This window comes from Microbacterium sp. CCH5-D1, assembly GCF_001557335.1.
Lineage (GTDB): Bacteria > Actinomycetota > Actinomycetes > Actinomycetales > Microbacteriaceae > Microbacterium > Microbacterium oxydans.
This window is the reverse complement of the sequence record NZ_LSJW01000321.1, coordinates 1-23,679: the sequence shown is the minus strand read 5'-3', so window position 1 is coordinate 23,679 and position 23,679 is coordinate 1. Positions and strand designations below refer to the sequence as shown.

Below are 23,679 nucleotides of genomic sequence, written 5' to 3'. Positions count from 1 at the left end.
GGGACGGCGTCTCACCCGCCTCCGCGGTGAGCTCGCCCGCTACTTCCTCGCGGACGCCTACGTGTTCCCCCTGCCGGATGAGGGGGAGGAGGCGATCATCCGGCGTCTGGGCGGTCTTCTGGTGCAGGCAGGCCTGATCGGCGAGGACTACATCGAGAACACCATCGTGCGGGAGCGGATGTCGTCGACCGCCTTCACGGATGCGCTCGCCGTGCCGCACGCGCTCCAGATGACCGCCACTCGCACGGCCATCGCCATCGGCGTCGCGGACGGCTCAGCGGCCTGGGGCGGAGGGCGAGTGCAGGTCGTCGCCCTCGCGGCGTTCAGCGAGAGCGACCGTGCGGCTTTCCAGACCGTGTTCGAGCAGCTCGTCGAGGTGTTCAGCGAGCGCGAGAGCGTGCAGCGGATCGTCCGGAAGGGGACGACTTTCGAGGCGTTCCTCGACGAGCTCGTCGCCGTGATCGACGGGTGAGGGTCGCGGTCAGCCGCGGGGAGCGAGAACCTCCGCGAGCTGATCGAGGACGGCCTCGGACGTCGGAGACGGTGCGGTCTCGATCTCGACCGGATCTCCTGTCGCGATCCCGAGGTCCATCACGGCCAGCACGCTGCTCAGGTCGACGGTGGTGCCGTCGGCCGTGCGGAGGGTGACCGGAGACCCGTGCGACTGCGCGAGTCGCACGAGCTCGGCCACCGGACGAGCGTGCACGCCGTTGTGCGCGCTGACGATGATGCGTCGGATCGGCATGCTCAGGAGCGTTCGTCGAGCAGGGTGCGCACCCCGGCTTCGAGTTCGGCGACGGCCTCTCGCGCGCGCTCGGCGGAGTCCGCCTTCGCGTCGATGTAGACCTTCAGCTTCGGCTCGGTGCCGCTGGGACGCACGATCACGCGGGACCCGTCCGTCAGCCGGTAGCGGAGCACGTCACCGGACGGCTGCCCCTGGCCCGCCTGCAGCAGATCCTCGGCCGAGGCGATCGACCGACCGGCGATGTGTGTCGGCGGAAGCGTGCGCAGGGCGAGCATCACGGTACCGATGATCGAGAGGTCTTCGACGCGCACCGACACCTGACCGCTGGCGAAGTGCCCGTAGGTCTCGCCGAGTTCGTCCAGCAGGTCGCTGAGCGTCGCTCCACGGTCGCGCGCCTCTGCCGCGAGGCCGAGGACCGCGACGGCGGCCGACACGCCGTCCTTGTCGCGCACGGTCTCCGGGTTCACGAGGTAACCCAGAGCCTCTTCGAAACCGAAGACGATGCCAGGGGCGCGTGAGATCCATTTGAAGCCCGTGAGCGTCTCGTGGAAGTCGAGTCCGTGGTGGGTCGCGACGGCGCCGAGGCCGGGGGAGGAGACGAGTGAGCAGGCGAGTGATGCCCCTGGCGTGCCCGCCGCAGCACGTGCCGCCCTCGCGCCGAGCAGGAGTCCGACCTCGTTGCCGGTGAGGCGACGCCAGCCGTCCGCTGCCGAGTCGTCGGGGATCGCGACGGCCAGGCGGTCGGCGTCGGGGTCGTTGGCGAGGATGAAGTCCGCCTTGACGCGCCGAGCCCTCGCGAAAGCGAGATCCATGGCACCGGGCTCCTCCGGGTTCGGGAAGGACACGGTGCGGAAGGTGGCGTCGGGCGTGAGCTGCTCGTCGACGACGAACGGCTGCGGGTATCCGGCGTCCTTGACGATGCGGGACAGCGTCTCCCAGCCCACGCCGTGCATCGCCGTGTACACCCAGCGCATCCCGGTGGTGCCGGCGGGGGCGGGGGCGACGGCGGCGGTCGCTGCGATGTATGCCTCGACGACGTCCTCGCCTGCGACCTCGTATTCCGTGGAGCGCGGCAGTGCCGTCACCGGTCCGGCGTCCGCCATCCGCTGGATGTGCGCGGCGATCTCCGCATCGGCCGGAGCGACGATCTGCGATCCCTGATCCGCGCCGCCCAGGTACACCTTGTACCCGTTGTCGTTCGGCGGGTTGTGGCTCGCGGTCACCATCACGCCGGCATCGGCTCCCAGGTGGCGCACGGCGAACGCGAGGACGGGGGTGGGGAGCAGACGGGGGAGCAGGACCGCCCGCAGTCCGGCTCCGGCGAACAGCTCGGCGGAGTCGGTCGCGAACACGCGGGAGTTGCGACGCCCGTCGTATCCGATCACCACCGTCGGCGTCTGGCCGTTCGACTTCTGACCGTTCGACTTCTCGCGCAGGTAGGCGGCGAATCCCGCCGCGGCCTGCGCGACCAGCACCCGGTTCATCCGGTTGCTCCCGGCGCCGAGCTCGCCGCGCAGACCGGCGGTGCCGAAGGCGAGACGCGTGCGGAAACGGTCGTCGAGGTCGGCGATCGCGTCCGCATCCCCGGCGGCGGCCCGGGTGATCACACCGGCCAGTTCGTCGCGGGTCTCGTGGTCGGGGTCCTGGCGCAACCAGGCGCGGGCCTGCGCGAGCCGCTCCTCGCTCACAGGGCCTCGACCACCCTGGCCAGAAGCGCGGAGATCACGGGCTCCGCCTCCCGTCCGGCCTCGATCACCTCGGCATGGCTGAGCGGGGTCTGCTGGATTCCCGCGGCGAGGTTGGTGATCAGGGAGAACCCGAGGATCTCCATGCCGGCCTCGCGCGCGGCGATCGCCTCGAGCGCAGTCGACATGCCGACGATGTGGCCGCCGATGTGCTTGGCCATCTGCACCTCTGCCGGGGTCTCATAGTGCGGGCCGCGGAACTGCGTGTAGACGCCTTCGTCGAGTGAGGGGTCGATCGAGCGGGCGACGTCCCGAAGACGTTTCGAGTACAGGTCGGTGAGGTCGACGAACGTGGCGCCCTCGAGCGGCGAATCGGCCGTGAGGTTGATGTGATCGCTGATCAGCACGGGCTGGCCAGGGGTCCAGGTCTCGCGGATGCCGCCGGCTCCGTTGGTCAGCACCATGATCTTGGCGCCCGTCGCGGCTGCCGTGCGGACGCTGTGCACGACGCGGCGTACGCCGTGGGCCTCGTAGTAGTGGGTGCGCGCGCCGATGACGAGGACGTTCTTGCCGCCGGGGGTGCGGATGCTGCGCAGTGTGCCGACGTGGCCTTCGAGCGCGGGCTTCGAGAAGCCGGTGACCTCGGTCGCGGGGATCGTGGCGACGGTCTCGCCGATGATGTCGGCCGCCTTGCCCCAGCCGCTGCCGAGGGTGAGGGCGATGTCGTGGTTCTCGACGCCGGTCAGACGGGCGATGTCGGCTGCGGCCTGCGCGGCCACCTCGAACGGGTTCGCGGTCGGGTCGTCGAGGGGGTTGCTGTGCGTTTCGGGCATGGATCCACTCTAGGAAGGTGCAGGCTCGGGTGCCAGGATTGCGCGAGAATGGATTCCATGTCTTCCACCACTTTCGAGCGCACTCAGCGCGTCGCCGTGCTCGGCGGCGGTCCCGGCGGCTACGAGGCGGCCCTCGCGGCCGCCCAGTTGGGTGCCGAGGTCACCCTGGTCGAACGGGTGGGAGTCGGCGGATCAGCCGTGCTCACCGACGTCGTGCCTTCGAAGAGCCTGATCGCCACCGCCGATGCGGCCGTCGCCATCTCCGAGGCCAGCGACCTCGGCGTGAACTTCTATGCCAAGGGCGACCACTCCCGCCCCCTCAAGCCCGAGATCGCGATCAACCTCGCCGCCGTGAACAAGCGCCTCCTCGCGCTCGCCGGCCAGCAGTCCGAGGACATGCGCGCGACGCTCCTCGAGGCCGGTGTGCGCATCCTGTCCGGCCACGGACGCCTCGAAGGGCCCACGGCGATCATCGTCTCGACCGGCCAGGGCGGCACCGACTTCGACCGGGTCGAGGCCGACACCATCGTCGTGGCCGTCGGCGCCTCGCCGCGCGAGCTGGACTCCGCGAAGCCCGACGGCAAGCGCATCCTGACGTGGACGCAGCTGTACGACATGAAGGCGCTCCCCGAGCACCTCATCGTGGTCGGATCCGGTGTCACCGGAGCGGAGTTCGCCTCCGCGTACATGAACCTGGGCGCCAAGGTGACCCTGATCTCGAGCCGTGAGCAGGTGCTCCCCGGCGAGGACAAGGACGCGGCTGCGGTGCTGGAGAAGGTCTTCAAGCGCGGGGGAATGCAGGTGCTCTCCAAGTCGCGCGCCGACAAGGTGGAGGTCACGGACGACGGCGTCACCGTCACGCTGTCCGATGGGCGCACGGTCGAGGGCAGCCACTGCCTCATGGCCGTCGGGTCCATCCCGAACACCGCAGGCATCGGTCTCGAGGAAGCCGGCGTCGAGCTCGACGAATCCGGGCACGTCCGGGTGAACAAGGTCGCTCGTACCTCGGTCCCCAACGTGTACGCCGTCGGCGACTGCACGAACTTCTTCCCGTTGGCCTCCGTCGCGTCGATGCAGGGGCGCACCGCGGTGTTCCACGCCCTCGGCGACATCGTGATCCCGTTGGAGCTGATCAAGATCACCTCCAACATCTTCACCGCGCCCGAGATCGCCACGGTCGGCTACGGCGTCAAGGACGTCGAGGATGGCGTCGCGGACGGCATGGTCTACAAGCTGCCTCTCGCGGCGAACCCGCGCGCGAAGATGATGGGCATCAAGGACGGCTTCGTGAAGCTCATCGCGCGGAAGGGCTCCGGTACGGTGATCGGCGGTGTGATCGTCGCTCCGAAGGCCTCGGAGCTGATCTACCCGATCGCGGTCGCCGTCGAGCGCCGCCTCACGGTCGATCAGGTCTCGCGGGTCTTCGCCGCCTACCCCTCGCTGTCCAGCAGCATCACCGACGCGAGCAGGGCGATGCACCTCGTGAACATCTCCTGACGCCCGTAGGCACAGCAAAGGCGCCCCACTTCGGTGGGGCGCCTTTCGCGTGTCAGCGGGAGGATCAGCTGATGGTGAGCAGCTGGTGTCCCGCGGAGACCGTGGCGCCGGCATCGGCGTTGATGTTGCCGACGACGCCGTCCTTGTGCGCCTGCAGCGGCTGCTCCATCTTCATGGCCTCGAGCACGACGACCAGATCGCCCTTGACGACCTGCTGTCCGTCGGCGACCGCGATCTTCACGACCGTGGCCTGCATGGGGGACTTGACGGCATCCCCCGAGGCTCCGGCGTTGGCCGTTGTGGCATGGCTGCGGCGCGACGGGGGAACCGCGGCGGGGCGCCCAGCGGTGCCTGCGGCGACGGCGACGCGGTCCGGCAGGCTCACCTCGAGGCGCTTGCCGGAGACCTCGACGACGACCGTGTGCCGGGCTTCGGAGGCAGCCGGCGCCTCGAGCTCTCCGTCCCACGCCGGGATGTCGTTGACGAACTCGGTCTCGATCCAGCGCGTGAAGATGCCGAACTCGCCGCTCTCCGCTGTGAACGCAGGATCGCGCACGACCTTGCGGTGGAACGGGATGACGGTGGGAAGGCCGGCGACCTCGAACTCGTCGAGGGCACGGCGCGAGCGCTCGAGGGCCTCTGCCCTGTCCTTGCCGGTCACGATGATCTTGGCGAGCAGCGAGTCGAAGGCACCGGAGACCGAGTCGCCCGCAGTGACACCGGAATCCAGACGGATGCCGGGGCCTCCGAAGGTCTTGAAGACGTGGATCGGGCCCGGCTGGGGCAGGAATCCGCGACCGGGGTCCTCGCCGTTGATGCGGAACTCGATCGAGTGGCCCTGCGGCTTCGGGTCGTCGTAGTCGATGGTGCCGCCGGCCGCGATACGGAACTGCTCTCGTACCAGGTCGATGCCGGTGACCTCCTCGGAGACCGGGTGCTCGACCTGCAGACGTGTGTTCACCTCGAGGAAGGAGACGGTTCCGTCGGCTCCGATGAGGAACTCGCAGGTACCGGCGCCGACGTAGCCGACCTCCTTGAGGATGGCCTTGGAGGCGGTGTAGAGGAGGTCGTTCTGCTCCTGCGTGAGGAACGGAGCCGGCGCCTCCTCGACGAGCTTCTGATGGCGGCGCTGCAGCGAGCAGTCACGCGTCGAGATCACGACGACGTTGCCTTCGGCATCGGCCAGGCACTGGGTCTCGACGTGACGCGGCTTGTCGAGGTACTTCTCGACGAAGCACTCGCCGCGGCCGAAGGCGGCGACGGCCTCGCGCGTGGCGGACTCGAAGACCGACACCACCCTGGCGCGACCGCCGTTCGACCCGGAGCTCGAGGCCGCTCTCGCCCTCGTCGCCGACCAGCTGCCGCCGACCCTGACGGCAGAGATGATCCCGCTGCTGCGCCAGTCGCCGGTGAGCGGGGAGGACGAGATCTTCGCGGTGCTCGCCGACCGCGGCTTCACCCGACGGGACGTCTCGATCGCGGGTCATGGTGGCGATGAGATCGTCGTCTCCGTGATCGAGAAGGAGGGCAGGACCGGCACCGGCCCCGGGTTCTTCCACACGCACGGCGGCGGCATGATCATCGGCAACCGCTGGCTCGGCGTGGCCGGCTTCCTCGACTGGGCGGAGCGCTTCGACGGCGTGATCGTCACCGTCGAGTATCGGCTCGCCCCCGAGTTCCCGGATCCGTACCCGGTGGAGGACTGCTACGCGGGCCTGCTGTGGACCGCGGAGCACGCCGAGGAGCTCGGCATCGACCTCTCCCGGCTGTTGATCGGCGGAGGCAGTGCCGGGGGTGGGCTGGCCGCGGGCACCGCCCTTCTCGCCCGCGATCGACGTGGCCCTGAACTGGTCGGCCAGCTGCTCATCTACCCGATGCTCGACGACCGAGACGAGTCCGTGTCGACGCACCAGATCGACGGGATCGGCGTCTGGGACCGGGGCTCGAACGTGACGGGGTGGACCGCGCTCCTGGGCGATCGCGTCGGGACGGACGACGTCTCCGTATACGCCGCCCCGGCGCGCGCGACCGACCTGAGCGGGTTGCCGCCCGCCTTCATCGACTGCGGCAGCGCGGAGGTGTTCCGCGACGAGGACGTCGCCTACGCCACGAAGCTCTGGGAGGCCGGGGTGCAGGCGGAACTGCACGTCTGGGCAGGGGGGTTCCACGGCTTCGACATGTTCGCTCCGCACACGGCCGTCGCGCAGGCCATGCTCGCCGCCCGCGACGACTGGGTGAACCGGCTGCTCTCCTGAGCCCGCGTCGACCGGAAGAGGGAACTCCCACCCCATAGGGTGGAATCCCCGTGCGATGGAGCCCGACATGCAAGATCTGCTGGGGCGTCTCACCGCCCTCGACCCGGATGCGAGCGAGACGCTCAAGGTCGTCACCTACTTCGACGCCCTCGTCGCCCGCTCCGTGGGAGTCGAGAGCATGCTGCGAGGTGCGGCGGTGCTGAGCGGCGCGACCGTCGGACAGCGTGACGGCAGACAGATCATGCGCGTGCGGGCCGACGGGGTGCGCATCGATCCCGTCGAGCCGTCTCACTCCTGGCCGGTACGGGAGAGCGGACCGGATGCGGTCGCCTGGATCGAGCGCGAAGGCGATGCGCACACGAACGACGCGATGATCCTGGAACGGCTCAGTCTCGCCCTCGGGATCATCAGGGCGCGCCGATCGGTCGGCCCCGAGAGCGCGGTCGAACTCGCCATCAGCTCCTATGCCGGTGCGGAGGAGAGGGCAGCGGCACTGCCTCGACTCCGCATCGCTGCGGACTCCCTGCGGCTCGTCGCCTCTCCTCCCGACCCCGCTCCGCTGCCGGTGCATCCCTCGGCTGTCGTCGCCACCCGGCACGGCCTGACGCGAGCGACGATCCTCGACGCCGAGATGCAGCCCGTCGACGCCTGGCCGCACCGTGTCGACCTGCGGTTGGGGCTCGGCATCGTCGGCCCGGCGGAGGGTCTTCCCGCGTCGTGGGCGTCGGCGCTCGTGGCCGTGCGACTGACCAGCCCGGAGGAGCCGGTGGTCGATGCCGCCGACCTCGGTGGTCTGCTGCTCGTCGCCGAGGCTGCGGGGCGGGGGCCCCTCCACCCTGATGCGGCGGCACTCGCGGCACTCGATGAGCGCAGTCGGGAGCTTCTCGACGCCGTCAGCGAGGAACGGAGCGTGCGCGCCGCAGCCGCGCGGCTCGGGCGGCACCACTCCAGCGTGCAGGAACGCCTGAGCGTGCTCGTCGATGCGCTCGGGTATGACCCGCGCACGTCCCGCGGCCACGCCAGGTACGTGGTGGCGCGGATGCTCTTGACCCTCGGCTCCTGAACGGCCGTCGAGCGTTTCACTCGAAGCCGGGGTAGTCCTTCAGCTTCTCCTGGAACTCGGCACGATCCGCCTCGCTGAGCACCCCGCTCGCGATCGCCGTCAGCTGCAGCCCTTCCAGCGGCTCGCCGGTGCGCGCGTTCTGCGCCTCCCGTGCCGTGCGGAAGCCGCCGTCCGAATCGTTCGAGAGGTCATTGATCGTGGCGTAGAAGCGGAGAGGGTCGGGGAAGTTCTCGGTGTAGTACTCCCACGTGGTCTGCGTGCGCGGGTCGTCGCTGCCGTACAGCTTCGCGATCATCGCGGGGTCGATGCCCGACACCGCGGGATCATTGAACGAGTACAGGTCCCACAGCCCGTGGTCGACGACCACCTCACTGATCACGGCCATCACGGCGCGCTTTCGGTCGTAGCCCTGGACAGGCTCGTTGGTCGCCCAGGCGGCGGAGGTGAACTCGACCAGCATCGACTCCCCGCCGTAGCCGTTGCGCTCCGGGCGCAGGTCTTCATCGCCCACCTGCGTCCAGGTGAAGCCGAACTCGTCGGTGAGTCGCGCCCGGATGTCGGCGAACAGCGTCTCAGTCTGCGCACGCACCTCGTCGAGCGACTGCTGAGACAACGCCTTCTGCGGATCGGTGCCCTTGATCCCGGGATAGGCTTCCGCGTGCCTCTGGGCGGCCGTCTTCGTGCCCTCGTAGTTGCCCGAGGCCGAGGTCTGCAGTGCGCTCATGCCGCCGACCGTCGCGACGTTGAACAGGATCGCGATGACCAGGCCGATCGCCCCGAGCTTCCGTCCGCGCACGGAGAAAAGCGCCGCGATGATCACGCCGGCGACCACGAGCTGCAGTGCGAGCATCGTGACCCCGTAGAGGAGGTCGGTGCCGCCGGCGACGAAGGTGCCGAGCAGGATGAGCGCGAAGAGGATGGATGCGGTGAGGGCGATCCAGCCGAGGGCGTTCGCGGGCTGTTTCGACTCCTCCGCAGGCATGGAAACCGCCACGGGCGGGGCGGGCGTCGATCCCCAGGCCTCACGACGCGCCCCGCGATACCCCCCGGGCGGAGGAACGGGGGGAGCGCCCTCGGTGCCCGAGAGGTAGCGAGCGCGCTGCCTCTCGTGGTCGCTCACCACGGCTTCTCCGTCCCCGAGCCACCGGGGTCGTCGCCCTGCTGCTGGTCACGCTCCTGCGTGCCCTGCTCGAGCTTGTCCTGGAGGCCCTTCAGCTTGTCCTCGGAGGGCTGCTCCTTCTCGCCGGGCTGTGGCTGCGGTTGGGGCTGCTGCTCCTCCTGCTGCTTCTGCTTCAGCCGGTCCGCCGTGCCGTCGAGGGAGTCGGACATGTCGCGCTGCGGGTCGGGGGACTGCTGCTGTGCCTCGTCGCTGCGGCATTCCTCCGGGGTGTCGGCGGTGATTCCGAGCGCCTCGCCGTAGAGCGCCGCTGCGCCCGTGCCGTCGCCGTCCGCACGGGCCGCATCGCCCATGCGCTCGATGATCAGCGCGAGGTTGATCCGCACCGCGCACACTTCGAGGCCGGTCGCGAGGTCGAGCGCCTCTTCGAGCTGGACACGGGCTTCGGGGAGTTGCTCGGCCGCACCGAGTGCCGTGCCGATGTTGAAGGGCGCCTTGTACGGCTCGAACCAGTTGAGGAAGTCCTGTCCACGCGCGGAGGCCTCAGCGCCGGCGAAGTCGTCGACGACGTAGGCGGTGATGGCCTGGTGCGCGAAGGCGTACATGCTCAGCAGCTTGCCCACGAAGAGAAGCGCGGCGAGTGTGAGCGGAATCGTCCCGATCGCCACCCAGCGGCGGACGCGGCGACGGTGGCGGTTGGACCGGAGAAGGGCGGCGGCGCGGTCGGCCGCCCGGGCGGTGGTGGTCGAGGGTCCGACCTCGGTCGTCGAGGGTGCCGACGGATCTGTCACGCCCAACCCCCTTACCGATCGACGACTGCTCAGCGCGAGGATTCTGGTCCCCGAAGCGGCAGGACGAAGCGCTGAACATCCTATCCGGGGATCCTCAGGATGCGATTCAGCCGACCTCGGGTGCCGAGGCCGGCTGAATCATGAGGAGGGACGATGCCCGTCCCCGAGCGCTACTCGGCCGCGGTGACGCGGAAGGAATCGAAGGACACGATTGCCGCGGCAGTCGAGCTACCGGAGCGGTTGCCGCTCAGGCCAACCCCACCCCCGGGCTGCAGAGGCGTGTTGTCGGTCGCCTTGAGCTGCCAGTCGGTCGGCTCTGTCGTTCCGGTCGCCCAGATCTTCGCCTTGATCGACGCCTGTGCTGTGCCCGTCACCGTGACCTTGAGCGTGTACGAGGTGTTCGCCGCGAAGGCGAGCCCGGACACGGCCTGGGTGGCGAGCACGGTGCCGTCGCGGTGCGCGACGAGCCAGATCGTTCCGTCGGGGCGGAGCCACGCGCGAACGAGGTACTTCCCGGCGGTCGAGTCCCGTGCGATGACGCCGATGTAGGCACCACCCGCGGCGGGAGCCTGGTCGAGGCGGAAGCTCGTCTCCAGAGCCGGGCTCGGAATCGACGGCGTGTTCAGCGTCGCGTGCCGGGTGTCGCCTGCGGCCAGATTCAGCTTCCCGAAACCGTCGGCGACTGTGGTCGTCGTCGTCGTTCCACCTGCGATCTTCCAGGCGCCGCCCACGATGGCATTACCCCAGCCGCGAGTGGAAGGCTGCTCGAACTCATCGCTCGCGAGCGCTGCGGGAGCCGTCACGATGGCTTCCCGGGTGGTGGTTGCCACGCCGCCCAGGTCGTCGGTCACGGTGAGGGTGACGGTGCGCGTGCCTGCCGTCGCGTAGGTGTGGTTCGCCGCCGCGCCCTCGCCGGTCGTGCCGTCGCCCCAGTTCCAGCTGTAGCTCTTGATCGTGCCGTCGGAGTCGGACGATGCCGAGGCGTCGGCTGTGATGGTCAGCGCCGACGCGGAGAGTGTGAACGACGCGGTGGGCACCACGTTGGGACCTTGGATGAGAACCGGCTTCTTGATGGATCCCACGAGTCCCTGACTGTCGGTGACCGTCAGCTTGACCTCATAGGTTCCGGGCGCCGCATAAGTGTGCGCCGCAGTCTTGCCGGCCGCGGTCGAACCGTCACCGAAGTCCCATCGGTACTCCGCGATCGTCGTAGAGCCAGGGGGTACTGAGGAGCTCGCGTCGAAGGCCGCGTCGAGCCCGGTCGCCGTTGCCGTATAGGCGGCGACGGGGGCTGTGGAGCCGTTTCCGACGCTGTAGTGGGTCTTGATCTGTCCCGCGGTCAGGCCATACGGGTAGACCGCGAACTCATCGACGTTGCCGAGGAGGGGAGTCGTCTTCGGTGCGTTCGCCCAGCCGGTCAGGTTGCCGTTGCCGATCTTCCAGAAGCCGTTGTAGTCCTGCGCCTTGGTCACTCCGGGGAGGTGTCCGTCGAGCTTCCCGTCGATGAAGAGCTTCATTCCGTCGGGGCTCACCGACGCGACGACATGATGCCAGCGGTTGTCGTTGTATGCCGTCGCGGTCGTGAGAACCTTCGTGCCGTCGTTGTAGACCCCGAAGTTCACACGGCCGTCGTCTGACATGTAGACGGTTCGGTCGAAGTTCTTCGAGAGCACGGTGGCCGAGCTCTGGAAGTCGAACAACAACCCGCCGCTGGTCGTCGAGGTCTGGAACCACAGCTCGGCCGAGAACGACGAGGGCGCCGCGACCTTCGTGGTCGTGTCGACTCGCCCGGTCACTGTGCCGTCGAGGGCTGTCGCACCGGCTACGCCCTTCGGCACACCTGACGACTGAGGAGTTGCTCCTGAGCGGAGGATCGGACTGTTCGTTCCCGCCACATCCTGTGCGACGGTTCCCAATGGGTAGTACAACTCGGGGCCGTCAGCGAGCACGGCGTTGGAGTACGCCGGAGTGGACTCGGCCACCGTGGCAGTCGTCGTCTTGCTCGAAACCGTGTGGCCGTTGCTGTCCGTGGCCGTGAACGTGTATTGCTGCTGTGAACCTGCCGGCGCTGTCGTGTCTTCGAAGGTCACCGCTGGCAGGTTCCACCAGGTGGAGTCCATCTTCGTGGTGAACAACGGCGTGGTCGAGCCGGCGCGGCGCAGCTCGTATGTGAGCGTGAGGTCGTCACGGTCCCAGTTGGCGGGAATCGTGACCTTCACGCGGCCGGGGACGAGCGAAGTCGCGGTCGGCACCCACTTCTCGCCGGAGAGGCGGGGTCCGTCCTTCGGGCCCTCGGGAGGCGTGGTCGAGAAGCGGACGAGCCCTTCGAACTGTCCGTTGTTGACGGAGCGGAACTCGCCGCCGATGGAGATCATGTTGCCCGTGCCGGTGATCGACAACCCGGCCTGGCCGAGTCCGGTCGTGGTACCGACAGCCCAGTCGGGCGTCCACACGTAGGGAGAGGGCGCGGGCGTTCCGGCCCAGTCCTTGTACTGGGGCGTCGCCGGCTGAGTGCCGAGCGTCCCGCGCGCATCGGCGGTGAAGGCCTCGGAGTAGCGGTGTGTGCGCGGCGACTGCTCCGGGTGCAGGCCCATGGTGCTGCAGGCGTGAGTGTGGCTGGTGGTGTAGATGACCTTGCCAGTGGAGTAGACGCCGTAGTGGTCACCGAGGCAGTCCGCGATCCAGCGGACCTTGCCCGTCCCGGCTTCAGCAGCGAACGTCCCTTCGAGGTTGGCGACATCGGCGTTCGCGTACGCCCAGCCTGTGCCGTAGACCCCGGTGGCATCGGTCGCGAGGCCGAAGATTCCGGACTTTCCCGCGGAAGGGCCCGTGCCCACACCGTTCTTGACCGTGTCGGGAAGCTCCCATGCGGTGTCGACTGCGCCGGTGACCTTGTCGACGGCACCGATGCCGCGCAGCCCCGTGTCGCCGTTGATCTGCGAGAAGCGTCCGCCGATGATCGTGTCGATCCCGGCCGGGTCCATCACGAGGGCGTCGACCTGCTGATCGGTCTGAGGTGCCCAGGGGAGGAGTGCTCCGTTGGCGGTGTTGAACGCGCTGAGGTTCTTCCGCGCGGTGCCGTTGGCCTGCGAGAACAGACCGCCGGCGTAGACGCTCGTGCCCGAAGTCGCCAGCGCGTAGACGCCTGATCCGCCGATGGAGGGGATGAAGCCGGGCACGAGCTCGCCGGTCTTCGCGTCGATGGCTGCGATGTTCCACCGGTCTTTGCCGTTGACCTTGTTGAACGAGCCACCGATGTAGATGCGGCTGCCGTCGGGGGAGGCGGCGACGGCCTTGATCACCCCGTTGACCGTGGGGGCGAACGGAAGGAGCGCGCCGGTGTTGATGTCGTACGCGAGCACGTTCGACCGTGCTGTGAGCGCGGTGCCGGGCTTGGCCTTCGGCTCGCGGGCGTTGTCGAACTTGCCGACGGCGTACACGGTCGAGCCGATGGTCGTCTGCGCCCAGACGTACCCGTTGTCGATCTGCACCGTCGGAATCGGATCCGACGTGACGACGTTGTCATCACGCTGCAGCAGCGGTGGCAACGTCGGCGGTGCGTCGGCAGCCACGGCGGCTCCACCACCGAACGACACGAGCCCGCTGACGACCAAGGCTCCGACGACCGTCGCGATGACGGTCTTTCGGGCGCGCTTCAGAACACGCTTGTTCCCCATGTTTTGCTTCCCCAGTGATCTGATGCCGACGTGAGAGTCGACATGACATCGCAGCGTGAAACGACCGCGGGAGCTTCCCCAAGCTCATGTGACTCCGCGGTCGGATCGCATCTGCGAACCCCCGTCGCGTCCGAGATAGTCCGCGACGTGTAAAACAATAGCATCCGATATCCGGAGGTTGCTGAGTGTCAGCTTCCAGATGGAAGGGCTGCTCGCTATCGCGCTGCTGCGTCGGACCGAGGAGCACGGAGATGCCGCAGTCGCGCGATCAGCAGGGTCGCCCGCCCGAGCTCCACGCCCAGGATGGCCAGGGCGACGAGCGCGGCGATCCAGTACAGCTCGATGACGTTGCCGACCTCGCCCGAATCGGCGTAGTCGGTGGTGGTGGACGGGGCAGCGGGAAGCACGGGCGCGGTGTCCGCCGTCCGATGCGAGTACTCCACACCGAGGTCGTCGGCGATCGTCTCGAGGGTCGACTCGTCGATCACCGAGAGCGCATCGGCGCCCTGGTACTGGATGTAGTCGCCTCCCTGATCCGAGACGCCGCCCGTGGTGATGCGCATCGGCCCGCCCTCGGCTGTGCCGTAGCCGAACACGGCTCCCGAATCGGTGTACTTCTCGCTTGCGCTGAACGACTCCGGCGGCGTGTCGACCGTCTGCTCTCCGTCGCCGAAGTAGAACACCATGCGCGAGCGGTCGGGAGACGACTCGGCCGCCGAGGCGAGCGTCTCCGAAAGCAGCGGAGCGGCGATGCCGATCGAGCTTCCGCGTGACTGGCTGGTGACCTCGGGGCGCAGCACCTGCAGCGAACCCATGAGCGCGGTGGTGTCCGTGGTCAGGGGAACCCGCAGCTGGGCGGCGGCATCCGAGGTGATGAGCGCGAAGCGTGCTCCCGGGTACTCCTCCACGAGCGCGCGCACGTCCTCGCGGATGCCGTCGAGCCGCGGTTCCCCGTCGCCCCAGTCCTCGGCCACGATGCTCGCCGTGGTGTCGACCACCAACACGATGTCGGTGTCGGTCGCGAGGGTCTGCGTGGCTCCGCCGGGAATGCCGGGACGAAGCAGGAGCGCGACGCAGGCGAGCACCAGCAGCAGCCGCATGGCCCACAGCGCACGATGCCCGGCGAGTGCGCGCCCGTCCGCGATCGGCACGCCGCCCGATTTCGGCGCACGGACAAGCACCCAGACGGCGACGGCGAGGACCGGTGCGCACAGCAGCGCGATCAGCAGTGGGTTGAGCACGGGTTGGAAGATCACAGTCGCACCCTCCACAGCACCACGACGAACCCGAGCACGCTGAGGCAGAGCACCACGATCCACAGGTTCGGGGTGTCGGTCCAGACCACCTGCGCCTCTCCGCGCAGCTCGGTCGCCTCCTGCTCCTGCACCTGGTCCACGATGTCGGAGACGGTGGTCGTGTCGCGCAGCCCGAACGCGGCGCCCCCCGTCGCCTCTGCTGCCGCGCTGAGCTCGGCGCTCACATCGGCGTCCTTGCCCTGGACGGGGTTCAGTGCGAAGACGCGCACGTCCTTCGAGGCGGCGTAGGCGGCGGCTTCCTCCAGCGTCACGATCGAGGCGCCGTTGACCTCGTTGTCGGTGGCGAAGATCACCGAGCGCGAACGCTCATCGTCCGGGTGGTCGAAGCCCATCGCGCAGGCCGCGAGGCCGTCGCCGATCAGGGAGGCGCCGTTGCCGTTGAGCGTGCCGATCCAGTGCTCCGGAACCTGGTCGACGAAGTCGAAGCTCTCGGTCATGCTGGCCAGGTGCTCGCGGACGAAGTCGTAGTCGTCGGTGAGGGGGAAGATCTGCACGGGCGAGCTGTTGAAGATCGTCAGGCCGATGCGCTCCCCCTCGAAGCCGTCCAACAGCTCGTCGAAGACGTTCAGCACCTCGACGTCGACCTCGGTCATGGAGCCGGAGACGTCGAGGCACAGCATGATGTCGCGGCTCGTGTTGACGGGCTGCACGGTCTGCGCCGACATCGGCCGCGCGGCAACCACCCCCGACACGATCGCGGCTGCCGCGCCGAGCGCGAGGACGCCGGACAGCGCGAGTGCCCGTCGCGTCAGGGCACGGCGGAACGAGGGCAGTGTGCGCAGGCGTTCGGCGCGGGCGACGCGGGCGGCGTCTCCGGCCCCGGCACGCCCCTCGCGTCGGAGTCCGAGGACGAGCCCGATCGCGAGCGCCACCAGCACGACGGCGACCGCGCCCACCAGCATCCAGATGTTCGCTAGTGCCATGTGCGCACCACCGTCCTCGCCGCTTCGGCGCCGGCCACGGGGTCGATCACCGGGCCGGGTCGGAAGATGCTCGGATAGTAGTGCCTGCCCAGCGCGTCGATGAGAGCCGGGTGGACGCCGCGCGCCACCAGGTCGTCGAGTGCGAGCACCGGCGCCTCCAGGCCGCTGTACTCGTTCACGAAGGCGCGCACGACCCTGCTCAACTCGACGTTCGCCTGCCGCGCCGACAGGCGCCGTTCCCGGTAGTCCGTCTCGATCTGCTGGATCCGGGCCAGGTACTCTGTGCGCAGCTGCGACAGCACGTCGATGATGAGCGGAACCTGCCCGGCATTCGGGTCCGCGGTGGCGAGGGTGCGACGGGGTCGCGTGAGCGCGATCAACAGCCACGCACCGAGCACCAGCAGCGCGAGGATGCCGATCGCGAGCAGGAGCCACCCCCAGCCGTACTGGGCCGGCGGGTAGAGGTCGTCAGAGCCGGGCATTCGACCTCCGGTTCAGCAACGCCAGCAGCTGGGCGACGGCATGGTCCTGCCCGTCCAGCGTGGAGTGGCTGATCTCCATGCGGGTGAGCAGATCGTCGAGGTGCGCGGCTTCGGCCTCGCGCTGGGCGGTCAGCTCCTGCACGATCTCGCGGTCGCCCTGCACGAAACCCGGCACCTGCCATCGGCTGTCGACGTCCCTGCGGATGCGCCCCGTGGCGTGATCGAGCACGGGCTCGGCATCGCGCAGCGTGAGCCACAGCACGTCGTGCTGCACTCGAAGTCGGCGCAGCATCCGCTCGGTCTCGCTCGTGAGGGGAGCCTCGTCGGTGATCACCACCACGATCATGCGGCGGGCGATCGTGCGTGTGACGAAGGAGAGCAGGGCATCGCGATCACTCGGGGCGCTGCTCTCGTCCACAGCCCTGTCGATCGTGCGCAGCGCGTGTTCGAGAGCGCCCTCGCTGCGTCCCGGTGCGAGGCGGCGCACCTTCGCGGAGTCGCCGTAGACAGTGGTGAAGTCGTCGCCGTGACGCAGCGTCAGCACGCCGAGCACACCCGTCGCGAGGATCGCGAGCTGCTTCTTCGACTGCTCGTCCGCCGCGAGGGCCGACATCGAGCGCCCGGTGTCGACCACGAACAGCACGGTGTGCATGCGGGTGGCGCGCGAGCGCTTCACGAGGGGCGTCCCCAGCCGGGCGGTCGCACGCCAGTCGATGTCGCGCACCTGATCGCCGTACTCGTACTTGCGCAGGTCTTCGAAGTCGAGGCTCCGTCCGCGCAGCAACGACGCGTAGGCGCCGTCGAGCGCGTGCAGCGACTTGCGCGTCGAATGGATGAAGAGCTTGCTCTTCACCTGCGTGATCAGGCTGGGCATGTGGCGATGAGTCCCGAGGCGCCGGGTCAGGGGGTCGGGACCGAGGCGAAGATCTGGTCGATGATCTCCTCGCTGCGGATGCCCTCGGCGTCGGCCTCGAACGTCAGCAGCACGCGGTGCCGGAGGATCAGGTGCCGCAGTTCGCGGATGTCTTCGGGCAGCACGTGCGCGCGTCCCTTGAGCAGCGCCAGCGCGCGCGAGGCCTGCAGGAAGGCGATGCTCGCGCGCGGACTCGCGCCGTACTTGATGAAGCGGGCGCGCTCCTCGCCGATGTACGGCGCGGGATTGCGGGTGACGTAGGCGATCGACACGATGTAGTTGCGGATCGCGGGGTCGACGTAGATGCGGCTCGCGACATCCTGCAGCAGGTGCACATCGTCGAGGCTGACGGCGCTGGTCACGTGCCGGTCGGGGTCGAGCACGCCGGAGTCGATGCGGCTGAGCACTTCGAGCTCCTCGGTGGGGCTCGGGTACTCGACGATCTCCTTGAGCAGGAAGCGGTCCATCTGCGCCTCGGGCAGCTCATACGTGCCCTCCTGCTCGATCGGGTTCTGCGTCGCGATCACCAGGAACGGCTTGGGCAGGTGGTGGATCTCTCCGCCGATCGTGGTCTGATGCTCCTGCATCGCCTCGAGCATGGCGCTCTGCGTCTTGGCGCTGGAGCGGTTGATCTCGTCGAGCAGCACGAAGTTCGCATGCACGGGGCCGAGCACCGTGCGGAACGAGCCGGTCGCCGCATCGTAGATCTGGTTGCCCGTGATGTCGCTCGGCAGCAGGTCGGGGGTGCACTGGATGCGCTTGAACTGCGCCTTCACGGTGTCGGCGAGGGTGCTCGCCGCGGTGGTCTTGGCGAGTCCCGGCACGCTCTCGAGCAGAATGTGGCCGCCGGCGATGAGGGCGACGAGCAGGCTGGTGCGCAGACGGTCCTGGCCGACCATCTTCGCGGAGTACGAGGTCGAGATGACTCGCAGCACCTCGGAGGCCCTGGCCATCTCGGCGTCCGTGGGCGCGGCGTTGGTGGGTGCGGCGGGAGGTGTCGGCGGGTGCGTCTGCGCGGGGCCGGGCGGAGGCGGCGGTGCGGAGATCGTCTGCAGGTCCGGCGTGGAGGACTCGGTCATCGGTAGGCTCCCTCGTTCGGGGACCCGCGTCGCGGCTGTCCCCCGCGGACCAGCGTAATCGCAACGACGGAGCGGCCGGCTGTGCGCGGTCTGACGATCACGCTCCGCTCACCTGCATGAACCGATCGCGGATGCAGGAGGTTTCGTCGTGCAGACCCCCTGCATCCGTCGATGGATCATGCATGCGGCGGACGTCACTGGCCGAACATCGTCGCGACGGCCGCGACCCCTCCGAATGCGAGGACGACGACGAGCGTGATGACCCAGAGGCTCATGGCGATCGCGTTGAGGGCGACTCCCCAGCCGGCCCTGGTGCGTGCCTGCGGCTCGTGACGCAGCGAGAGGATGCCGAAGATGAGTCCGATGACCGGCGCGAAGAAGGTCCAGCCGGCGAAGAGAGAGCAGATCCCGAGAACGAGACTGACCGTCCCTTTCGCGGTCGAGGTCGCAGGGGCGGACAGGGCTGAAGGGGAGACGGTGGTTGACATGTCTTCCACGCTAGGACGGGGCCGCAGCACAGGGCATCGGCCCTGAGTGCCGGCGTCGTACATCCAGCGGATGATCTCGTCTACTCCCGTGCTCGACCATCGTGTCGGGTCCGCGCATCCTCGAGAAGTCGCTTCCGGAAGTCCGCGAGCATCTCGGCCGGCGTCGCCGACGCGACCACCGTGGCGCCGAGCTCGCCGGTCGCTCGCCGCTCAGCGAGCAGATCGTCGAAGCGTGCGTCGAGGAGTGCCTTCAGCTGATCGCCGTTGGACCAGCGTCCATCGTGTCCTCCCGCACCATCTCGGAGGGCCCGTTCTCCCGTGTCCAGAACCAGATACAGAAACGCCGCGGAACGAGGAATTCTCGTGAGCTGGTGACGGTATTCGGACTGCCATCGGCCGAACTCCTCCGGTGACAGAAGATCGACGTCGAACATGATCTCCGTGTACATCTTCACGCGCATCGGCGAGGCATCGGTCACGACGTAATCGAACGGGCCGCTGAGTCGTTCGACGCAGACGAGAGTGTCGACGGTCTTGCGCAGTGCTTCCATTTGGTTTGCGAAGGCGTAACGCCCGGGATCGGTGAGGAAGCTCTCCCAGGTTTCCCACTCGTGGCACGCGATGCCGACCACCGAATACTCGCCGTGCCCGGAGGCGAGAGGGCCCAGCTCGGCGCAGCGATCGAGGATGACCGACTTACCCGCTCCACTCGAGCCGAGGATGCTGACCGAAGGCAACTCAGCTGCTTTCGTGAAGCAGGGCAAGCGCCTCATCCCGTATGCGAACGGCGTTGAGGCTCGCCTCGAGCACGCGGTGAGCCTCGGCGGTGGCTTTGCGGTCTCCGGCCGAGAGCCCGAGAAGCACGTTCCAGGCTTCGAACATGCCACTGGGGGCGGGAGAGCGCAATGGCACCGAGTCGCCGTCGACATCGAGGAAGTCGTTGTAGACGCTCCTGCCCAGCTGAGCTGCCGTTTCGAAGTCATGGACATGCTCGATGACGACCTCGCCGCGTTCGCCGCGGAAGACGTATCTGTCTCGCGACCAGGCGTCGGTGATGACACTTCGAATCGTGCCGTTCCATTCGCCGGACACGAGGTGCATGTCGACGATCTGTCCGATCTCGATGTCACGAATGACCCGGGCAGATCGCACATGTGCGTCGAGCACCGGCTGGCCCAGCCTGTGCAGCGCCGCCAGGGGGTGGACGATATGCTCCTTGAAGAGATCCATGTCGGACCGGAAGCGGACCCGATCTCCCCTTCTCAGATAATCGACGATATCGGCCGAGGTGCTTTCCGGGAGCCATGCGGCGTGCGTGTGACCGATGGCCGCGACGAACCTCTCCTGGAAATAGAAGTTGTCGCCGACCACCATTCGATCCCGGGCGCCCTCCAATGCGGTGATGCGCAGGGCATCGGCGTAGGACGCGCCCAGAGGCTTCTCCAGGTAGACCAGCTTGCCGGCTCGGAGCGCCACTTCCGCCGATGACAGGAGATCCGACGCGGGGGTCGCGATCAGCACGGCATCGATGTCGGGGTGGCCTGCGAGCGCGGAGAGGGACCCCACGCGGGTCATGTCTCCACGGTAGGTCTCCATCGCACGATAGAAGCGCGCGCTGTCCCGCGTCGCGATGTGGGTGACGGAGATCTCCGGGATAGCGCGTAGCTCATCGAGGTGCCTCTCCAACACGACCTGACCGAGACCATAGATTCCCAGACGCACGATCTATCCCCACTTCTTCGGATTAGACAACAATTGAGATCGACTTCCGTATGAAATCCGCGACCGTCCTCGACGGGCTCCACCGGAAATCGTCCAGGACGTTCATCGGGTCCCCCACCGACACTCGCAACGCTGCCGGAGTGCTGGGCGCCGTCACGGTGGGGATGGCGGCATCTCGCCGGGCGAGGGTGACGACATCATTGACGCTCAACACGTCGGGTCCAGCGACGTTGTAGATCCGCAGCTCCTCAGCGGTGCGCGTCGCGTCAGCCGTGACCACGGAGACGAGCAGATCCATGAGGTCGTCGACATGCAGGAACGTTCTCGTCTGCTCGCCGTCCCCGGACAGCGCGAGCGACTCGCCGGTCGCGGCCGCGTGGACGACGGACGGCAACAGCCGATTGTGCTGTTGCCCGGGCCCATAGATGTTGTAGAGCCGCATGATGGTCGCCGCGTAGGCGCCCCCGGAGGCGATGTGGTGGGCACGAAGCACCAGCTCCTGAGCCGCCTTGCTCGCGGCGTAGGGGCTCTTCGGCACCAGCGGTGCCTTCGTCGATGGTCTCGTGGCGTCTCCGTACACCTCGCACGACGAGAAATGCAGGAGCTTCCCGCGGAATCCGCCCGTGCTCAGAGCGTCCAGGAGGTTCTGGGTGGCGAGGACATTGTTCGTCAGGTACCGACGAGGCTCGGTGAAACTCGACGGAACGAAAGAGAGAGCGGCGAAGTTGAGCACCCAGTCGTAGTCCGCGCTGTCTCTCAGGGCATCGATGGTTGCTCGGTCGTCGGTCAGGTCGACGCGGATGTCGGTGTTCTGACTTTCCTCGCGATCGAGCACAGTGATCACGGACTCGGGGAAATCTCGGCGCAGACGTTTCGCGCTATGGCTCCCGAGGAAACCGGCCCCGCCGGCCACGAGCACGCGAGGAGCTGCGCCGTCGTTCATCCGGCCACCCCGGTCTCGACGCGGTGAACCTGCATGCCGACCTTGGCAGCGATCGCGCAGACGTCCGCGCTGTCGTCGTAAACGCGGAGTGTGTCGGAGGGGCGATTCAGGATCGCTCCCAGCCGTCGCCAGAAGTCCTCGGTCTCCTTGGCCAAGCCGAGGTCGAGGCGACTGAAGATGGACGCGGCAGAGAGCGAGGGCAGCCACGCATCCAGATACTCGCGGACGTTGGTAGAGAGGTTGTTCGTGGCGATCACGATGTCCTTCGTGGGGAAACGCGCGATCAAGGAGAGGGCTTCCGGTCGCGGGGGCGTCTGCATGATGAGGGCCTGGATGCGTGCGTAGGTCTGTTGCCTCGGCGCGCCCTCTCGATGCGAGCGTTCCGTCTCTCGTCGCCGAATCGGCTCGGAATCGACGATGACCCCGTCGAAATCGATGACGAGGGTGCTGCGGGAGTCAATGACCACTCGCACCGGAACCGTCTGCGTTCTGCGCGAGGCGGATCCACTCGGCGATCGCGTTCGAGCACGCGATACCGTGATCGTCCGAGGTGTTCATGAACGTGCGCGATGTATCGATCCCCTCCGACTTCTTCCTGATGAGGTGTCGTATGCGTGAGACGAAGTCGACGAACTCATCGGGGTCGACGGAATTGCGTCCGTCCCTGCCGATGACGATGTCACGCCGCTCCTCCGGGAGTTGCTCGTAACGTGCGCGCACAGTCGAGTCGTCGAGTTCGAGGACGGCGGTGTAGACGGTGAGATCCGGCCACGTGCGCCAGTAGGCCAGATCGTCGATCCAGCCGGCGATCCGGTGGATGCGGCTCTGCTCATAGCCGAGATTCTCCGCTTCGATCACGAAACGGCACGACGTCTTCAACCACCACGAGTCCAGAACCGCGACCCCACCTGCGCGCACGTGGGGGAGGACCTGACTCTCGAGGATGGCCGCGTCTTGAGTGATGGCGGCAAGGGCGAGCACCTCCAACGCCGGTACATCGTCCAGCGATTCACCGAAGAAGGTGCCGACGCTTCGGGTCAGGCGGTCGAGCGACGTGTCCGCGTTTGCCGTGACGCGCGAGAAGACCGTCCCGCCGAGCTCCGAGGCCAGCGAGCCGGCGACGGTCGATTTCCCTGTGCCGTCCGTGCCTTCGAGTTCGACGATGTATCCGCTCACGCTTTTATCCCTCTTGTTGTTCGGCGTTCAGATGAACGATTTCCCGAGCGCCGTCTAGATGCGCTCGATCACTCCGGCAGCCTCAAGCTGCGGTCTGATGAGATCGACGTCCGCAGGAGGAAGGGACGCTTCGTCGCCGGTGATCAGCGCCTGCCAGACCTTCGCGGCGACGACGGAGAGCAGCACATGGTTCTTCCCCTCCTCATTCAGGAGAACTCCGTCCGCGATCTGAATCGGCATGTGATTCGAGCGGAAGCTCGGAGTCGTGGTCGATCGGTCGACCGGGAATCGGTTGGACAGGATCTGGCTGGCGATGAGGAAATCCTGCAGGAACGTCTGGAGTTCCATGAACCGCGGATCCGATTCACGAATCCACTCGTACTGACCGAATCTTCGCGCGCGCGCCAACTGCTCCGAGGGCATACCCTGCCGAACTGCCTGGGTGAAGGCGTACTTGTCGACGAAGTACACATCGCCGGTCGCTGCCACCCACGACTTCACGGCGAAGTTGGTGGCCCGAGAGGCGGAGAATCCAAGACCGTCCCGGTTCCCGGCCTCCGCGAAACCTTCGGCATCCTCCAGCGTTGCGGCGGCCTCGAGAGCGAATCGTGCAGACAGCACCTGCTCGTACTCTCCCTCTCGGGGGAGGTTCGCGCTCACCCACGACGAGTAGAAGCCTTCGCCGATCACAGGGACAGCGGAGACCACGCGACTGAGGAAGTCGAAATCGGGTGATCTCATCTCCCCCAGCGCGTGCACTCGCGATTGCCCGACGCGGAGAGCATCGACAATACGCGCAACGGTTCGGCCAAACTCTCCGATCGTCCAGGTCTCGATATCGACGCGCTTGTCCCCGATGGTGAATTGATTCGCATACAATTCACCCCCAGCGGCTCCGCCGGGGTTGTCGAGGGTGACGAGGAAGACGTCGATGTCGCTCTTGCTGTTGGCGAGACCCGTAGGGACGCTGCCGA

23 protein-coding genes and 1 pseudogene are annotated in these 23,679 nt (G+C 67.8%); 5 read left to right on the top strand and 19 right to left on the bottom strand.

Annotated elements, in window-relative coordinates:
• Positions 1-472 (top strand): PTS sugar transporter subunit IIA (locus AX744_RS19660; RefSeq protein ID WP_197429289.1); only part of this gene is annotated, 472 nt, incomplete at its 5' end.
• 9 nt (positions 473-481) lie between these two features.
• On the opposite strand, the gene AX744_RS19655 is transcribed toward AX744_RS19660, so the two are convergent.
• From AX744_RS19655 to AX744_RS19645, 3 genes are read right to left on the bottom strand one after another with little or no spacing between them, the layout of a single operon-like run.
• Entirely contained in the window at positions 482-745 is a 264-nt protein-coding gene (locus AX744_RS19655; RefSeq protein ID WP_046748957.1) for an HPr family phosphocarrier protein, read from the bottom strand.
• Between the two features lie 2 nt (positions 746-747).
• Positions 748-2,433: a phospho-sugar mutase gene (locus tag AX744_RS19650; RefSeq protein ID WP_061018811.1), complete on the bottom strand. Its 1,686-nt coding sequence runs from the start codon at positions 2,431-2,433 to the stop codon at positions 748-750.
• Entirely contained in the window at positions 2,430-3,263 is an 834-nt protein-coding gene (locus AX744_RS19645; RefSeq protein WP_046748959.1) for a purine-nucleoside phosphorylase, read from the bottom strand. Before AX744_RS19645 ends, AX744_RS19650 begins: the two co-directional genes overlap by 4 nt.
• 48 nt (positions 3,264-3,311) lie before the next feature.
• On the opposite strand from AX744_RS19645, the gene AX744_RS19640 reads away from it, so the two are divergent.
• Positions 3,312-4,760, top strand: coding sequence for an NAD(P)H-quinone dehydrogenase (locus tag AX744_RS19640; protein ID WP_046748960.1), 1,449 nt, complete (start codon positions 3,312-3,314; stop codon positions 4,758-4,760).
• Positions 4,761-4,824: 64 nt separating this feature from the next.
• Here the strand turns inward: AX744_RS19640 and AX744_RS19635 are convergent.
• Positions 4,825-6,051: pseudogene (locus AX744_RS19635) on the bottom strand (ATP-binding protein); the annotation flags it as partial.
• On the opposite strand from AX744_RS19635, the gene AX744_RS19630 reads away from it, so the two are divergent.
• A complete protein-coding gene (locus AX744_RS19630) occupies positions 6,032-7,015 on the top strand; it encodes an alpha/beta hydrolase (RefSeq protein WP_061018809.1) in 984 nt (327 codons plus the stop codon). The pseudogene AX744_RS19635 and the gene AX744_RS19630 sit on opposite strands and share 20 nt — an antisense overlap.
• A gap of 67 nt (positions 7,016-7,082) precedes the next feature.
• Positions 7,083-8,078 carry a hypothetical protein gene (locus AX744_RS19625; protein ID WP_227751223.1) on the top strand — a complete coding sequence of 332 codons (996 nt, stop codon included), beginning with the start codon at positions 7,083-7,085 and terminating at the stop codon, positions 8,076-8,078.
• Positions 8,079-8,094: 16 nt separating this feature from the next.
• Here the strand turns inward: AX744_RS19625 and AX744_RS19620 are convergent, their stop codons facing one another.
• From AX744_RS19620 to AX744_RS19550, 15 genes are all read right to left on the bottom strand, one after another.
• Entirely contained in the window at positions 8,095-9,060 is a 966-nt protein-coding gene (locus tag AX744_RS19620; protein ID WP_231728859.1) for a hypothetical protein, read from the bottom strand.
• A gap of 134 nt (positions 9,061-9,194) precedes the next feature.
• On the bottom strand, positions 9,195-9,986 hold the full coding sequence (locus tag AX744_RS19615; RefSeq protein WP_061018807.1) for a hypothetical protein: 792 nt from the start codon (positions 9,984-9,986) through the stop codon (positions 9,195-9,197).
• A gap of 170 nt (positions 9,987-10,156) precedes the next feature.
• Positions 10,157-13,663, bottom strand: a complete 3,507-nt coding sequence (locus tag AX744_RS19610) for a PKD domain-containing protein (RefSeq protein ID WP_061018806.1) — start codon at positions 13,661-13,663, stop codon at positions 10,157-10,159.
• Between the two features lie 215 nt (positions 13,664-13,878).
• Positions 13,879-14,919: a VWA domain-containing protein gene (locus tag AX744_RS19605; RefSeq protein WP_061018804.1), complete on the bottom strand. Its 1,041-nt coding sequence runs from the start codon at positions 14,917-14,919 to the stop codon at positions 13,879-13,881.
• Positions 14,916-15,902, bottom strand: coding sequence for a VWA domain-containing protein (locus AX744_RS19600; protein WP_231728858.1), 987 nt, complete (start codon positions 15,900-15,902; stop codon positions 14,916-14,918). Before AX744_RS19600 ends, AX744_RS19605 begins: the two co-directional genes overlap by 4 nt.
• Positions 15,893-16,384, bottom strand: coding sequence for a hypothetical protein (locus AX744_RS19595; RefSeq protein ID WP_061018803.1), 492 nt, complete (start codon positions 16,382-16,384; stop codon positions 15,893-15,895). Before AX744_RS19595 ends, AX744_RS19600 begins: the two co-directional genes overlap by 10 nt.
• Positions 16,371-17,258: a DUF58 domain-containing protein gene (locus AX744_RS19590; RefSeq protein WP_061018801.1), complete on the bottom strand. Its 888-nt coding sequence runs from the start codon at positions 17,256-17,258 to the stop codon at positions 16,371-16,373. Before AX744_RS19590 ends, AX744_RS19595 begins: the two co-directional genes overlap by 14 nt.
• 26 nt (positions 17,259-17,284) lie before the next feature.
• Positions 17,285-18,376, bottom strand: a complete 1,092-nt coding sequence (locus tag AX744_RS19585) for an AAA family ATPase (protein WP_442922844.1) — start codon at positions 18,374-18,376, stop codon at positions 17,285-17,287.
• Positions 18,377-18,570: 194 nt separating this feature from the next.
• Complete coding sequence (locus tag AX744_RS19580; protein WP_046748057.1) at positions 18,571-18,864, bottom strand: hypothetical protein; 294 nt, start codon at positions 18,862-18,864, stop codon at positions 18,571-18,573.
• Between the two features lie 80 nt (positions 18,865-18,944).
• Positions 18,945-19,601 (bottom strand): deoxynucleoside kinase, encoded by a 657-nt coding sequence (locus tag AX744_RS19575; protein ID WP_061018800.1) that lies wholly within the window; start codon positions 19,599-19,601, stop codon positions 18,945-18,947.
• Between the two features lies 1 nt (position 19,602).
• Entirely contained in the window at positions 19,603-20,586 is a 984-nt protein-coding gene (locus tag AX744_RS19570) for a Gfo/Idh/MocA family protein (protein WP_058630882.1), read from the bottom strand.
• A 22-nt stretch (positions 20,587-20,608) separates the two neighbouring features.
• Complete coding sequence (locus AX744_RS19565; protein ID WP_061018798.1) at positions 20,609-21,529, bottom strand: NAD-dependent epimerase/dehydratase family protein; 921 nt, start codon at positions 21,527-21,529, stop codon at positions 20,609-20,611.
• Positions 21,526-22,002, bottom strand: coding sequence for a hypothetical protein (locus AX744_RS19560; protein ID WP_061018796.1), 477 nt, complete (start codon positions 22,000-22,002; stop codon positions 21,526-21,528). The genes AX744_RS19565 and AX744_RS19560 overlap by 4 nt, the downstream gene beginning before the upstream one ends.
• Complete coding sequence (locus tag AX744_RS19555) at positions 21,986-22,705, bottom strand: hypothetical protein (protein WP_058630879.1); 720 nt, start codon at positions 22,703-22,705, stop codon at positions 21,986-21,988. Before AX744_RS19555 ends, AX744_RS19560 begins: the two co-directional genes overlap by 17 nt.
• Before the next feature lie 54 nt (positions 22,706-22,759).
• Positions 22,760-23,446 carry a hypothetical protein gene (locus tag AX744_RS19550; RefSeq protein ID WP_157543665.1) on the bottom strand — a complete coding sequence of 229 codons (687 nt, stop codon included), beginning with the start codon at positions 23,444-23,446 and terminating at the stop codon, positions 22,760-22,762.
• Positions 23,447-23,470: 24 nt separating this feature from the next.
• On the opposite strand from AX744_RS19550, the gene AX744_RS21125 reads away from it, so the two are divergent.
• Positions 23,471-23,679, top strand: a 209-nt coding sequence (locus AX744_RS21125) for a hypothetical protein (protein WP_231728857.1), incomplete at its 3' end; no start/stop codon positions are given.